Here is a 13,975-nt window from a genome sequence, read left to right on the forward strand (position 1 = left end):
GAGAATTCATGCCGATTCAGGTTCTACCGCCGCAGCTCGCGAACCAAATCGCCGCCGGTGAGGTGGTGGAACGCCCTGCGTCGGTGGTGAAGGAGCTGGTGGAAAACAGCCTCGATGCGGGCGCAACCCGCATCGATATTGATATCGAACGCGGTGGCGCGAAGCTTATTCGCATTCGCGACAACGGCTGTGGCATTAAAAAAGACGAGCTGGCGCTGGCGCTGGCCCGTCACGCCACCAGTAAAATAGCCTCTCTGGATGACCTGGAGGCGATTATTAGCCTCGGTTTTCGCGGTGAAGCGCTGGCCAGTATCAGCTCGGTTTCGCGCTTAACGCTGACCTCCCGTACCGCTGAACAGCAGGAAGCCTGGCAGGCTTACGCCGAAGGGCGCGATATGGATGTGACGGTTAAACCCGCAGCGCACCCTGTCGGCACGACGCTGGAAGTCCTGGATCTGTTCTACAACACCCCCGCCCGACGCAAGTTTATGCGTACCGAGAAGACCGAGTTCGGACATATCGACGAGATCATTCGCCGTATCGCGCTGGCCCGCTTCGATGTCACCATCAACCTCAGCCACAACGGCAAGGTGATGCGCCAGTATCGCGCGGTGGCAGAAGGGGGACAGAAAGAGCGACGTTTGGGGGCGATCTGCGGTACGCCGTTTCTTGAACAGGCGCTGGCCATTGAGTGGCAGCACGGCGATCTGGCTTTACGCGGCTGGGTTGCCGATCCCAACGCGAGCAGTGCTGCGTTTGCGGAGATCCAGTATTGCTACGTAAACGGCCGCATGATGCGCGACCGTCTCATCAATCACGCGATTCGCCAGGCCTGCGAAGACAAACTTGGTGCCGATCAGCAGCCTGCTTTCGTTCTTTATCTGGAAATCGACCCCCATCAGGTGGATGTGAACGTCCATCCTGCCAAGCATGAGGTGCGGTTCCACCAGTCGCGTCTGGTTCACGACTTCATTTATCAGGGCGTGGCCACCGTGTTGCAGCAGCAGGCAGAGCCAACGCTGCCGCTGGAGAACGACGCCCCTGCACCGCGTCCGCTGCCAGAAAACCGTGTCGCGGCAGGCCGCAACCATTTTGCGGAGCCTGCCGTCGCGCGTGAACCGGAGGCCCCGCGTTACTCCCCGGCAGGGAGCGCACCGCGTCCAACGGGCGCGAACTACCCGAATGCTCAGCCTGGCTATCAGAAGCAGCAGGGCACGTTGTACCGCAAGCTGCTGGAAACGCCAGCCGTGGAGCGTAAAGAGCACATTCAGGCCGCTCAGCCTTCTCTGGACGGCCATAGCCAGAGTTTTGGCCGGGTGCTGACGATTATTGCACCGGATATGGCACTGCTTGAGCGTGACGGCAAATTGATGCTTCTGGCACTGCCGGTCGCCGAACGCTGGCTCAAGCAGGTGCAGCTCACGCCTGGCGAAAATGCAGCCTGCGCGCAGCCGTTGTTAATTCCGGTTCGCCTGAAGATATCCCCTGAAGAAGCAAGGGTATTGCAGCGCGCCGAGCCGCAGCTGACGCAAATGGGTATTGAAACTGTGCTCGAACCACAACATGTGACAATTCGTGCAGTGCCTTTACCCTTACGCCAACAAAATTTACAAAACTTGATTCCTGAACTGATAGGCTACCTGGCGCAGCAAACATCGTTTGATGCCGCCAACACCGCGCAGTGGATCGCCCGCCATCTGGCAAGCGAACACACGCCGTGGAGTATGGCGCAGGCCATTAGCGTGCTGGCGGAGGTGGAACGCCTCTGTCCGCATCTGGTGAAAACGCCGCCGGGTGGGTTATTACAACCTGTTGATTTACAAACGGCGATGAACGCCCTGAAACATGATTGACGCAAGTAAGGCGAGCCTGCCTAAGGCAATTTTTTTAATGGGCCCAACGGCCTCCGGCAAAACGGCGCTAGCCATTGAGTTGCGTAAAGTTTTGCCTGTAGAGTTGATTAGCGTCGACTCCGCCCTCATCTACCGAGGGATGGACATCGGCACGGCGAAGCCTGACGCAGAAGAGCTGCGTGCGGCACCGCACCGTTTGCTGGATATTCTCGACCCGGCTCAGGCTTACTCCGCAGCGGATTTCCGCCGGGATGCCTTAGCCGAGATGGCCGAGATAACGGCGGCGGGACGTATACCGCTGTTGGTTGGCGGAACTATGCTCTATTTCAAGGCGTTGCTGGAGGGGTTGTCACCTCTGCCATCCGCGGATCCGGAAGTAAGAGCGAAAATTGAGCAGCAGGCGGCAGAGCAGGGTTGGGACGTTTTGCATCAGCAACTGGCGGAGATTGACCCGGTTGCGGCAGCACGGATCCATCCAAATGATCCGCAAAGGCTTTCCCGGGCACTGGAAGTTTTTTTCATTTCGGGTAAAACTTTAACGGAACTGACGCAAACGTCAGGAGACGCTCTGCCGTATCAGGTGCATCAGTTCGCCATCGCCCCGGCGAGCCGTGAACTGCTCCATCAGCGAATTGAGCAGCGTTTTCATCAGATGTTAGCTTCAGATTTTGAAGCAGAAGTGCGGGCGCTATTTGCCCGTGGAGATTTGCATACGGACATGCCTTCCATTCGTTGTGTGGGATACCGCCAGATGTGGTCGTATCTTGAAGGTGAGATTTCATACGATGAAATGGTTTATAGAGGTGTTTGCGCCACGAGACAGTTAGCGAAGCGCCAGATCACCTGGTTGCGCGGTTGGGACGGCGTTCACTGGTTAGACAGTGAAAAACCGCAACAGGCGTTAAACGAAGTGATTGAGGTTGTTGGTGATATCGCTCACTGAATGTGTACAATTGAGACGTATCGTGCGCAATTTTTCAGAATCGCAAGGTTCTAAGTACAAAACAAGCATATAAGGAAAAGATAGAATGGCTAAGGGGCAATCTTTACAAGATCCGTTCCTGAACGCATTGCGTCGGGAACGTGTTCCAGTTTCTATTTATTTGGTGAATGGTATTAAGCTGCAAGGTCAGATTGAGTCTTTCGATCAGTTTGTGATTCTGTTGAAAAACACGGTCAGTCAGATGGTCTACAAGCACGCTATTTCTACTGTTGTTCCGTCCCGTCCGGTATCTCATCACAGCAATAACGCTGGCGGCGGCACTGGTAGTAACTACCATCATGGCAGCAGCGCGCAGGGTTCTTCAACGCCGGCGCAGGACAGCGACGAAACCGAATAAGGTTTCGCACTGTTTTCCACACGGGGAGCCAGGGATCCTGCGTTCCCCGCTGATCTTTTTAGAGAGGTTTACGCTTGTTTGACCGTTATGATGCCGGTGAGCAGGCGGTGCTGGTACACATCTATTTTTCGCAAGACAAAGATATGGAAGACCTCCAGGAGTTTGAATCTCTGGTCTCTTCCGCCGGTGTCGAAGCAATGCAGGTGATTACCGGTAGCCGTAAAGCGCCGCACCCAAAGTATTTTGTTGGTGAAGGTAAAGCAGTCGAAATTGCGGATGCCGTAAAAGCAACCGGCGCGTCAGTCGTGTTGTTTGATCATGCGCTGTCTCCAGCCCAGGAGCGCAACCTGGAAGCCCTTTGCGAATGCCGTGTTATCGATCGCACGGGTTTGATTTTAGATATTTTTGCTCAGCGTGCACGTACCCATGAAGGGAAACTGCAGGTTGAGCTGGCGCAGCTGCGCCATCTGGCAACGCGTCTGGTGCGTGGCTGGACACACCTTGAAAGACAAAAAGGCGGGATTGGTTTGCGCGGCCCGGGTGAAACCCAGCTCGAAACCGACCGTCGTTTGCTGCGTGGCCGAATTACCCAGATCCTTTCACGTCTGGAACGTGTAGAGAAACAGCGTGAGCAGGGACGTCGGGCGCGAACGAAAGCCGACATCCCGACGGTGTCGCTGGTGGGCTATACCAACGCCGGTAAATCCACCCTGTTTAACCAGATAACCGAGGCCCAGGTTTATGCCGCAGACCAGCTGTTTGCGACCCTGGACCCTACGCTGCGCCGTATTGACGTTGCAGACGTCGGTGAAACGGTGCTGGCGGATACCGTAGGGTTTATCCGCCACCTGCCGCATGACCTGGTGGCGGCGTTTAAAGCCACCCTGCAGGAGACGCGACAGGCGACTCTGCTGCTGCACGTGATTGATGCGGCAGACGTGCGCGTGCAGGAGAATATCGACGCGGTGAACGTGGTGCTCGAAGAGATAGACGCCCATGAGATCCCAACGCTGTTGGTCATGAACAAGATCGATATGCTGGACGATTTCGAACCGCGTATCGACAGAGATGAAGAAAACAAACCGATTCGGGTCTGGCTTTCTGCCCAGACCGGTATTGGTGTGCCACTGCTTTTCCAGGCTTTGACAGAACGTCTTTCCGGTGAGGTAGCTCAGCACACGCTGCGACTGCCGCCACAGGAAGGCAGGCTGCGCAGCCGGTTTTATCAGCTTCAGGCGATAGAAAAAGAGTGGATGGAGGATGACGGCAGCGTGGGGATGCAGGTGCGTATGCCGATCGTTGACTGGCGTCGCCTCTGTAAACAAGAACCTGCGCTGGTCGACTATATCGTCTGATCAGAAAGGGGATGCCTGAATAATTCGCCCTTGCATAACAAATATGGAGCATATACATGGCGTGGAATCAGCCCGGTAATAACGGACAAGACCGCGACCCGTGGGGAAGCAGCAAACCTGGCGGCAACTCTGAGGGAAATGGCAACAAAGGTGGTCGCGAGCAGGGGCCGCCGGATCTGGATGATATCTTCCGCAAACTGAGCAAGAAGCTTGGTGGCCTTGGCGGAGGAAAAGGTTCTGGCTCGGGTGGCAATTCCACTCAGAGTTCGCGCCCGCCAATGGGGGGCCGCGTAGTGGGCATCGTGGCCGCTGCGGTAGTCATCATCTGGGCGGCCAGCGGGTTCTACACCATTAAAGAAGCAGAACGCGGCGTGGTCACCCGTTTCGGTAAGTTCAGCCATCTGGTTGAGCCGGGTCTGAACTGGAAGCCGACCTTCATTGACGACGTGACCGCGGTAAACGTGGAATCCGTCCGTGAACTGGCCGCCTCTGGCGTGATGCTGACCTCTGACGAAAACGTGGTGCGCGTTGAGATGAACGTGCAGTACCGCGTGACCGATCCTGAGCGTTATCTGTTTAGCGTGACCAGCGCCGATGACAGCCTGCGTCAGGCGACCGACAGCGCCCTGCGCGGTGTGATCGGTAAATACACCATGGACCGTATCCTGACCGAAGGTCGTACCGTTATTCGTAGCGATACCCAGCGCGAGCTGGAAGAGACCATTCGTCCGTACAACATGGGTATCACCCTGCTGGACGTCAACTTCCAGGCTGCGCGTCCGCCGGAAGAGGTGAAAGCCGCATTTGACGATGCGATTGCTGCCCGTGAAAACGAACAGCAGTACATCCGTGAAGCAGAAGCGTACACCAACGAAGTTCAGCCACGCGCTAACGGTCAGGCGCAGCGTATTCTGGAAGAAGCGCGCGCGTATAAGACGCAGACCATCCTGGAAGCTCAGGGTGAAGTGGCTCGCTTTGCGAAGATCCTGCCGGAATACAAAGCGGCACCTGAAATTACCCGTGAGCGTCTCTATATCGAGACCATGGAAAAAGTGCTGAGCCACACCCGCAAAGTGTTGGTTAACGACAGTAAAGGCGGAAACCTGATGGTTCTGCCGCTGGATCAGATGCTGAAAGGCAGTTCTGCGCCAGCAGCGAAAGGCGACACCAGCGGCGCGAACAACCTGCTGCGTCTGCCGCCAGCCTCATCAGGCAGCGCCAGCACGAACACAACGCCTTCTTCGAACGATGGTGACATTATGGACCAACGCCGTGCTAACGCGCAGCGTAACGACTACCAGCGTCAGGGGGAATAAGGATGCGTAAGTCAGTTATTGCGATCATCGTCATCGTACTGGTCGCGCTTTATACCTCGATCTTTGTGGTGAAAGAAGGCGAGCGTGGGATTAAGTTCCAGTTCAGCAGCGTCGTGCGTGATGGAGACAAACGTCCGGTGATTTATGAACCGGGCCTGCACTTCAAGGTGCCGTTCATTCAGTCAGTGAAAACGCTTGATGCGCGTATCCAGACCATGGATAACCAGGCCGACCGTTTCGTGACCAAAGAGAAGAAAGACCTGATCGTTGATTCCTATATCAAATGGCGCATCAGCGATTTCAGCCGTTACTTCCTGGCAACGGGCGGTGGCGATGTTTCTCAGGCAGAAGTGCTGCTGAAACGTAAGTTCTCTGACCGTCTGCGTTCCGAGATTGGTCGTCTGGATGTGAAAGACATCGTGACCGACTCCCGCGGTCGTCTGACCCTGGAAGTTCGCGATGCGCTGAACTCCGGTACCGCGGGCACGGAAGATGAAGTTTCAACGCCGGCAGCAGATGATGCGATTGCCAAAGCGGCTGAACGCGTTCAGACGGAGACCAACGGCAAAGTGCCGGTGATCAACCCGAACAGTATGGCTGCGCTGGGTATCGAAGTCGTTGACGTGCGTATCAAGCAGATCAACCTGCCAGTAGAAGTGTCCGAGGCGATTTACAACCGTATGCGCGCCGAGCGTGAAGCGGTAGCCCGTCGTCACCGTTCACAGGGCCAGGAAGAGGCTGAGAAGCTGCGTGCAGCAGCGGACTATGAAGTCACCAAGACGCTGGCGGAATCTGAGCGCCAGGGCCGTATCCTGCGCGGTGAAGGCGATGCCGAAGCGGCGAAGCTGTTCGCTGATGCCTTCAGCCAGGATCCTGACTTCTACGCCTTTATCCGTAGCCTGCGTGCTTACGAGAATAGCTTCCAGAGCAACCAGGATGTGATGGTGCTCAGCCCGGACAGCGATTTCTTCCGTTATATGAAGACGCCGACTAACGCAACGCGATAAACTCAGGCTCGTTTGAGTATTCAAACCACCGCTCTCAACGGAGCGGTGGTTTTCTTTTATAAGGAATAAAAATGAATTCAACGATCTGGCTCGCACTGGCTTTGGTCCTGGTGCTGGAAGGTCTTGGACCGATGCTTTATCCGCGCGCCTGGCGTCGAATGATCGCCACGATGAGCCAACTGCCGGATAATATTTTGCGTCGTTTCGGCGGAGGTCTTGTGGTTGCGGGCATCGTGATCTACTACATGTTGAGGAAAACGATTGGCTGATCAAAAAGTAGGCGCAATCGGCGTGTTTTGAGGTCAAAAAGTGCTGTATATCTGAAAAAGCGATGGTAGAATCCATTTTTAAGCAAACGGTGATTTTGAAAAAAATGGGTAACAACGTCGTCGTACTGGGCACCCAATGGGGTGACGAAGGTAAAGGGAAGATTGTTGATCTTCTGACTGAACGGGCTAAATATGTTGTACGCTACCAGGGCGGTCACAACGCAGGCCATACTCTCGTAATCAACGGTGAAAAAACCGTCCTCCATCTTATTCCATCAGGCATTCTTCGTGATAACGTCACCAGCATCATCGGTAACGGCGTTGTGCTGTCTCCTGCTGCGCTGATGAAAGAGATGAAAGGTCTGGAAGACCGTGGTATCCCTGTTCGTGAGCGTCTGCTGCTCTCCGAGGCCTGCCCGCTGATTCTGGATTATCACGTGGCGCTGGACGTAGCGCGTGAGAAAGCGCGCGGTGCGAAAGCGATCGGTACCACCGGTCGTGGTATCGGCCCGGCTTACGAAGATAAAGTTGCGCGTCGCGGTCTGCGCGTGGGCGACCTCTTCGACAAAGCCACCTTCGCTGAAAAACTGAAAGAAGTGATGGAATATCACAACTTCCAGCTGGTGAACTTCTACAAAGCTGACGCTGTTGACTACCAGAAAGTGCTGGATGACGTCATGGCGATCGCTGACATTCTGACCGGTATGGTTGTTGATGTGTCCGATCTGCTGGACCAGGCGCGCAAGCGTGGCGATTTCGTCATGTTCGAAGGTGCGCAGGGTACGCTGCTGGACATCGACCACGGTACCTATCCGTACGTGACCTCCTCTAACACCACTGCAGGTGGCGTGGCGACCGGCTCTGGCCTGGGTCCACGTTATGTGGATTACGTTCTGGGCATCATCAAAGCATACTCCACTCGCGTGGGTGCAGGTCCATTCCCGACCGAGCTGTTTGATGAAACCGGCGAGTTCCTGTGCAAGCAGGGTAACGAGTTTGGTGCGACCACCGGTCGTCGTCGTCGTACCGGCTGGCTGGATGCGGTTGCAGTGCGTCGTGCAGTGCAGATCAACTCCCTGTCTGGCTTCTGCCTGACCAAGCTGGACGTACTGGACGGCCTGAAAGAAGTGAAAATCTGCGTAGGCTACCGTATGCCAGATGGCCGCGAAGTGACCACCACTCCGCTGGCTGCTGACGACTGGGAAGGCATTGAGCCAATCTACGAAACCATGCCGGGCTGGTCTGAGACCACTTTCGGTGTGAAAGAGCGTAGCGGCCTGCCGCAGGCGGCGCTGGATTACATCAAGCGTATTGAAGAACTGACCGAAGTGCCGATCGATATTATTTCTACCGGCCCGGATCGTACTGAAACGATGATCCTGCGCGACCCGTTCGACGCATAATCTTCGTGAATGCTGGCCTGCGGGGTGCCCCGTAGGCCGGATAAGCGTAGCGCCATCCGGCGAACGCTCCTGGATCTCCGCTTTTTCGCCCCGTCTGTCAAATAAATTAGCCGCTAACTATCTGGCTGGTTTATCATCATTAATGAATATCTCTGCGGTTTGACCGCGTTTTCCCTTTTTTCCTGAGGTTGATGTGCAGTTAACAAGTTTCACCGATTACGGCTTACGTGCGCTGATTTACATGGCGTCGTTACCCGAGGGGAAGATGACCAGTATCTCTGAAGTCACAGAGGTCTACGGCGTATCCCGTAATCATATGGTCAAAATAATCAATCAACTTAGTCGTGCCGGATACGTTGCTGCCGTCCGCGGGAAGAATGGTGGGATCCGTCTCGGTAAACCGGCACAGAGTATTCGTGTGGGCGATGTGGTACGTGAACTGGAGCCGCTGTCTCTGGTGAACTGCAGCAGCGAGTTCTGCCACATCACGCCCGCTTGCCGCCTGAAAAAGGCGCTTTCAAAGGCCGTGCAAAGTTTTCTCATGGAACTGGATAACTACACGCTGGCCGATTTGGTTGAAGAGAATCAACCGCTTTATAAATTATTGCTGGTGGAATGAAGAAAATTTCCACCGGAGCTGACAACGGAGGAACCGACATGTCACATGATCCTTTCCAGGAACGCGAAGCCGAAAAATACGCGAATCCTATTCCCAGCCGCGAGTTCATCATTGAACACTTAACAAAACGCGAAAAACCCGCCAATCGTGAAGAACTTGCCGTTGAATTAAACATTGAAGGTGAAGAGCAAATTGAAGCCCTTCGCCGCCGCCTGCGCGCAATGGAGCGTGACGGGCAGTTGGTCTTTACCCGCCGCCAGTGCTACGCGCTGCCAGAACGCCTCGATCTGCTGAAAGGGACCGTTATTGGTCACCGCGATGGCTTCGGCTTCCTGCGCGTGGAAGGCCGTAAAGACGATCTGTACCTCTCATCTGAACAGATGAAAATGTGCATCCACGGCGACCAGATCCTGGCGCAGCCGCTGGGCGCTGACCGTAAAGGTCGCCGTGAAGCGCGCGTGGTACGCGTTCTGGTGCCAAAAACCAGCCAGATCGTCGGCCGCTACTTTACCGACGCGGGCGTGGGCTTCGTGGTGCCGGACGACAGCCGTCTGAGCTTCGACATCCTCATCCCACCTGAAGAGGTGATGGGCGCCCGCATGGGCTTTGTGGTGGTGGTGGAACTCACCCAGCGCCCAACCCGTCGCACCAAAGCGGTAGGTAAAATCGTCGAAGTGCTTGGCGACAACATGGGCACTACCATGGCCGTTGATATGGCATTGCGCACCCATGAAATTCCGTACATCTGGCCGAAAGCGGTTGAAGATCAGATCGAAAGCCTGCGCGAAGAAGTGCCGGAAGAGTCCAAAGTGGGCCGCGTGGATCTGCGCGATTTGCCGCTGGTCACTATCGACGGTGAAGACGCCCGCGACTTCGATGATGCCGTCTACTGCGAGAAAAAACGCGGCGGCGGCTGGCGCCTGTGGGTCGCTATTGCAGACGTAAGCTACTATGTTCGTCCGCACACCCCGCTGGATAACGAAGCGCGCAGCCGCGGTACCTCGGTCTACTTCCCGTCGCAGGTCGTGCCGATGCTGCCGGAAGTGCTGTCTAACGGCCTGTGCTCCCTGAACCCGCAGGTTGACCGCCTCTGTATGGTTTGCGAGATGACCATCTCCACCAAAGGGCGCTTAACCGGCTACAAGTTCTACGAAGCGGTGATGAGCTCGCACGCGCGTCTGACCTATACCAAGGTCTGGCATATGCTGCAGGGCGACCAGGATCTGCGCGAACAGTACGCGCCGCTGGTCAAGCACATCGAAGAGCTGCATAACCTCTACAAAACGCTGGATCAGGCGCGCGAAGAGCGCGGCGGGATCTCGTTTGAGAGTGAAGAAGCGAAATTCATTTTCAACGCAGAACGCCGCATTGAGCGTATCGAGCAGACCCAGCGTAACGACGCGCACAAGCTGATCGAAGAGTGTATGATTCTGGCGAACATCTCAGCGGCACGATTCGTCGAGAAAGCCAAAGAGCCTGCGCTGTTCCGTATTCACGATAAACCTTCGACGGAAGCTATCACCGCGTTCCGCTCCGTGCTGGCTGAACTGGGTCTGGAGCTGCCTGGCGGTAACAAGCCAGAGCCGCGCGATTACGCCGAGCTGCTGGAGTCCATTGGCGACCGTCCTGACGCAGAAATGCTGCAGACGATGCTGCTGCGCTCTATGAAGCAGGCGATTTACGATCCGGAAAACCGGGGACACTTCGGCCTGGCGCTGCAGTCATACGCCCACTTTACGTCGCCGATCCGTCGTTATCCTGACCTCTCTCTGCACCGTGCGATCAAGTATCTGCTGGCGCAGGAGCAGGGCCATAAAGGGAACACCACCGAAACCGGGGGCTACCACTATTCGATGGAAGAGATGCTGCAGCTGGGTCAGCACTGCTCCATGGCCGAACGTCGTGCCGATGAGGCAACCCGTGACGTGGCGGACTGGCTGAAGTGTGACTTTATGCTCGATCAGGTGGGTAACGTCTTTAAAGGCGTGATTGCCAGCGTGACCGGCTTTGGTTTCTTTGTTCGTCTGGACGAGCTGTTCATCGACGGTCTGGTGCACGTCTCCAGCCTGGATAACGACTACTACCGCTTCGACCAGGTCGGTCAGCGCTTGATTGGCGAATCTGGCGGCCAGACCTATCGTCTGGGCGACCGTGTCGAAGTGAAGGTCGAAGCCGTGAATATGGACGACCGTAAAATCGACTTCAGCCTGATCTCCAGCGAGCGCGCGCCGCGTAACGTCGGCAAAACCGAGCGTGAAAGGGCGAAAAAAACCGGTAACGGTAAACCGGGCGGCGGTAAACGTCGTCAGGCGGGCAAGAAGGTAAACTTCGAGCCGGACAGCGCCTTCCGCGGCGAGAAGAAACAGAAGCCGAAGGCGGCGAAGAAAGAAGCCCGTTCAGCGAAAAAACCGTCCGCGAAAACGCAGAAAATAGCTGCCGCCACCAAAGCGAAACGCGCGGCCAAGAAAAAGCAGGCGGAGTAAATTCTCCCCTCACCCTGACCCTCTCCCCTACGGGGGGAGGGGAAATACTTATTACGAGAACCATCAATGAGTGAAATGATTTACGGCATCCACGCGGTGCAGGCCCTTCTCGAGCGCGCACCGGAGCGTTTTCAGGAAGTGTTTATTCTGAAAGGGCGTGAAGATAAGCGTCTGATGCCGCTGATCCACGCGCTGGAAGCACAGGGCGTGGTGATCCAGCTGGCGAACCGCCAGTTCCTGGATGAGAAAAGCGAAGGCGCGGTGCACCAGGGGATCATTGCCCGCGTGAAGCCGGGTCGTCAGTATCAGGAAAACGATCTGCCGGATCTGATTGCCGAGCTGGATAACCCGTTCTTCCTGATCCTCGATGGCGTTACCGATCCGCATAACCTCGGTGCCTGCCTGCGCAGCGCGGATGCAGCGGGCGTGCACGCGGTGATTGTGCCGAAAGACCGCTCCGCGCAGCTGAACGCGACGGCGAAGAAAGTGGCCTGCGGCGCGGCGGAAAACGTTCCGCTGATTCGCGTGACCAACCTGGCGCGCACCATGCGTCTGCTGCAGGAAGAGAACATCTGGATCGTCGGTACCGCCGGTGAGGCGGATCATACTCTGTACCAGAGCAAAATGACCGGCCGTCTGGCGCTGGTAATGGGTGCGGAAGGCGAAGGCATGCGTCGTCTGACCCGCGAGCACTGCGACGAGCTAATTAGCATCCCGATGGCGGGCAGCGTGTCGTCCCTGAACGTTTCCGTTGCGACGGGCATCTGCCTGTTTGAAGCGGTGCGCCAGCGTAGCTGATTTTCGCCCGGTGGCGCTTCGCCTTACCCGGCCTACGGTTTTGTAGGCCGGGTAAGGCGAAGCCGCCACCCGGCAAAAACAACCTCACTCCTCCAGCGACCGCAAATGGTCATCCTTCCTCAGCGTCATCAGCGCGAAAATACTCACTACCGCCGTCGCCATCACGTAATACGCCGGAATATCCAGGTTGCCCGTCTGCTTAATCAGCCCGGTAATAATCAGCCCTGCACATCCCGAGAAAATCGCGTTCGACAAAGAGTAGGCCAGCCCCAGCCCCGTATAGCGCACGCGCGTCGGGAACATCTCAGATAGCATTGCAGGGCCTGGCCCCGCCAGCATGCCCACCAGACCGCCTGCAATCAATACCACACCAGCCTTAACCACCAGCGTACTCGACTCAGCCTGAAGGATTTTCAGCAGCGGCAGGGCGAGGATCAGCAGCAGCGCGGTGGCGATAATCATCACCGTGCGGCGCCCGATCCGGTCGCTCAGGATCCCCGACGGAATGATGGTGAGTGCAAAACCAATATTCGAAATCACCGCTATCAGCAGCGCCTGGTTAAACCCGGTGTGCAGCGCCGACTGCAGATAGGTTGGCATAATCACCAGATAGGTATACCCCGCCGCAGACCAGACCATGACGCGCCCAATCCCCATCACGATGGCCCGGAGCGTGGCGGCAGTATCCGCTTGAGCGACAGTCGGTTTATCCTGCTGCTGCACAAAGCTGGGCGTCTCCTCCATGCTGACGCGAAGCCACAGCGCAACGACGCCCATGGGCAGCGCCAGGAAGAAAGGAATGCGCCAGCCCCAGTCGTGCAGGGCTTCAGGCGTGAGAAGGGCGGAGAGCAGCGCCACGATGCCTGCGCCCGCTAACAGCCCCAGCGCCACGGTAAAGGACTGCCACGCGCCATAGAGCCCACGCTTGCCGCGCGGGGCGAACTCCGTCATCAGCGAGACCGCACCGCCGTACTCGCCGCCCGCGAACAGCCCCTGCAGGATGCGCAGCAGCGTAATAATGAGCGGCGCGGCAATCCCGATGCTGGCATAGACCGGCACAACGCCGATGGCGGCGGTAGCGAGCGTCATCAATACCAGCACAATGATTAGCGTCGGCTTACGGCCAATCCGGTCGCCGATGCGGCCAAACACCACCGCACCCAGCGGGCGGAAGAAGAAGGCGATGGCAAACGAGGCATAGGTGAGGATCAGGCTGGTAAGCCCCGCTTCTCCTTCAAGCTGGAAGAAGTTTTTCGCAATCACGGTCGCCAGAAAACCGTAGACCGCAAACTCATACCACTCGATAAAGTTACCAATGGAGCCTGCAATTAATGCTCGCTTGTGCGCATCCGGTTGCATAACGATCCTCACTGAAAAGGGTAAGAATAAATTATTCAACAAAAGCGAAGTGATGAAATAGTTTATTCTTATGTTCTGTGAGCTATTTCACGAATGATATCAGCGGGATCGTGAACGTGTGACTCCCCTCCCATGCAGCGTGCGCGCGGTCTGTCCATACTTATCGTCATTGC

General features: G+C 56.4%; 12 protein-coding genes. 11 read left to right on the forward strand and 1 reads right to left on the reverse strand.

What is annotated here, in order from left to right; genetic code table 11:
* Positions 1–8: 8 nt before the first annotated feature.
* The 11 genes from mutL (at position 9) to rlmB (ending at position 12,443) form a co-directional block, all read left to right on the forward strand.
* Positions 9–1,853 (forward strand): DNA mismatch repair endonuclease MutL, encoded by a 1,845-nt coding sequence (gene mutL / locus GVO84_RS02110; RefSeq protein WP_159515372.1) that lies wholly within the window; start codon positions 9–11, stop codon positions 1,851–1,853.
* Positions 1,846–2,796 (forward strand): tRNA (adenosine(37)-N6)-dimethylallyltransferase MiaA, encoded by a 951-nt coding sequence (miaA, locus tag GVO84_RS02115; protein ID WP_063144099.1) that lies wholly within the window; start codon positions 1,846–1,848, stop codon positions 2,794–2,796. The genes mutL and miaA overlap by 8 nt, the downstream gene beginning before the upstream one ends.
* Before the next feature lie 85 nt (positions 2,797–2,881).
* Positions 2,882–3,193, forward strand: coding sequence for an RNA chaperone Hfq (hfq, locus tag GVO84_RS02120; RefSeq protein WP_023334248.1), 312 nt, complete (start codon positions 2,882–2,884; stop codon positions 3,191–3,193).
* Positions 3,194–3,267: 74 nt separating this feature from the next.
* On the forward strand, positions 3,268–4,548 hold the full coding sequence (hflX, locus tag GVO84_RS02125) for a ribosome rescue GTPase HflX (RefSeq protein WP_023310136.1): 1,281 nt from the start codon (positions 3,268–3,270) through the stop codon (positions 4,546–4,548).
* Between the two features lie 56 nt (positions 4,549–4,604).
* On the forward strand, positions 4,605–5,864 hold the full coding sequence (gene hflK, locus GVO84_RS02130; RefSeq protein ID WP_121424846.1) for an FtsH protease activity modulator HflK: 1,260 nt from the start codon (positions 4,605–4,607) through the stop codon (positions 5,862–5,864).
* A gap of 2 nt (positions 5,865–5,866) precedes the next feature.
* Positions 5,867–6,871: a protease modulator HflC gene (hflC, locus tag GVO84_RS02135; protein ID WP_159515373.1), complete on the forward strand. Its 1,005-nt coding sequence runs from the start codon at positions 5,867–5,869 to the stop codon at positions 6,869–6,871.
* A 71-nt stretch (positions 6,872–6,942) separates the two neighbouring features.
* Positions 6,943–7,140, forward strand: coding sequence for a DUF2065 domain-containing protein (locus GVO84_RS02140; protein ID WP_003855996.1), 198 nt, complete (start codon positions 6,943–6,945; stop codon positions 7,138–7,140).
* A gap of 104 nt (positions 7,141–7,244) precedes the next feature.
* A complete protein-coding gene (locus GVO84_RS02145; protein ID WP_024907332.1) occupies positions 7,245–8,543 on the forward strand; it encodes an adenylosuccinate synthase in 1,299 nt (432 codons plus the stop codon).
* 193 nt (positions 8,544–8,736) lie between these two features.
* Complete coding sequence (gene nsrR, locus GVO84_RS02150) at positions 8,737–9,162, forward strand: nitric oxide-sensing transcriptional repressor NsrR (protein WP_023334253.1); 426 nt, start codon at positions 8,737–8,739, stop codon at positions 9,160–9,162.
* Between the two features lie 38 nt (positions 9,163–9,200).
* Positions 9,201–11,645, forward strand: a complete 2,445-nt coding sequence (gene rnr, locus GVO84_RS02155) for a ribonuclease R (RefSeq protein WP_159515374.1) — start codon at positions 9,201–9,203, stop codon at positions 11,643–11,645.
* A gap of 66 nt (positions 11,646–11,711) precedes the next feature.
* Complete coding sequence (gene rlmB / locus GVO84_RS02160) at positions 11,712–12,443, forward strand: 23S rRNA (guanosine(2251)-2'-O)-methyltransferase RlmB (protein ID WP_058840431.1); 732 nt, start codon at positions 11,712–11,714, stop codon at positions 12,441–12,443.
* A gap of 84 nt (positions 12,444–12,527) precedes the next feature.
* Here rlmB and GVO84_RS02165 read toward each other — a convergent pair whose 3' ends face one another.
* Positions 12,528–13,802, reverse strand: a complete 1,275-nt coding sequence (locus GVO84_RS02165; RefSeq protein ID WP_121424849.1) for an MFS transporter — start codon at positions 13,800–13,802, stop codon at positions 12,528–12,530.
* Between the last annotated feature and the right edge of the window lie 173 nt (positions 13,803–13,975).

Origin of the sequence: Enterobacter sp. SM3 (assembly GCF_009811935.2) — a bacterium.
Classification (GTDB): domain Bacteria; phylum Pseudomonadota; class Gammaproteobacteria; order Enterobacterales; family Enterobacteriaceae; genus Enterobacter; species Enterobacter asburiae_D.

Excerpts from the sequence above, each read along its gene's own strand:
- mutL (WP_159515372.1), top strand. The coding sequence starts at position 9 with ATGCCGATTCAGGTTCTACCGCCGCAGCTCGCGAACCAAATCGCCGCC.
- miaA (WP_063144099.1), top strand. The coding sequence starts at position 1,846 with ATGATTGACGCAAGTAAGGCGAGCCTGCCTAAGGCAATTTTTTTAATG.
- hfq (WP_023334248.1), top strand. The coding sequence starts at position 2,882 with ATGGCTAAGGGGCAATCTTTACAAGATCCGTTCCTGAACGCATTGCGT.
- hflK (WP_121424846.1), top strand. The coding sequence starts at position 4,605 with ATGGCGTGGAATCAGCCCGGTAATAACGGACAAGACCGCGACCCGTGG.
- hflC (WP_159515373.1), top strand. The coding sequence starts at position 5,867 with ATGCGTAAGTCAGTTATTGCGATCATCGTCATCGTACTGGTCGCGCTT.
- GVO84_RS02140 (WP_003855996.1), top strand. The coding sequence starts at position 6,943 with ATGAATTCAACGATCTGGCTCGCACTGGCTTTGGTCCTGGTGCTGGAA.
- GVO84_RS02145 (WP_024907332.1), top strand. The coding sequence starts at position 7,245 with ATGGGTAACAACGTCGTCGTACTGGGCACCCAATGGGGTGACGAAGGT.
- rnr (WP_159515374.1), top strand. The coding sequence starts at position 9,201 with ATGTCACATGATCCTTTCCAGGAACGCGAAGCCGAAAAATACGCGAAT.
- rlmB (WP_058840431.1), top strand. The coding sequence starts at position 11,712 with ATGAGTGAAATGATTTACGGCATCCACGCGGTGCAGGCCCTTCTCGAG.
- GVO84_RS02165 (WP_121424849.1), bottom strand. The coding sequence starts at position 13,802 with ATGCAACCGGATGCGCACAAGCGAGCATTAATTGCAGGCTCCATTGGT.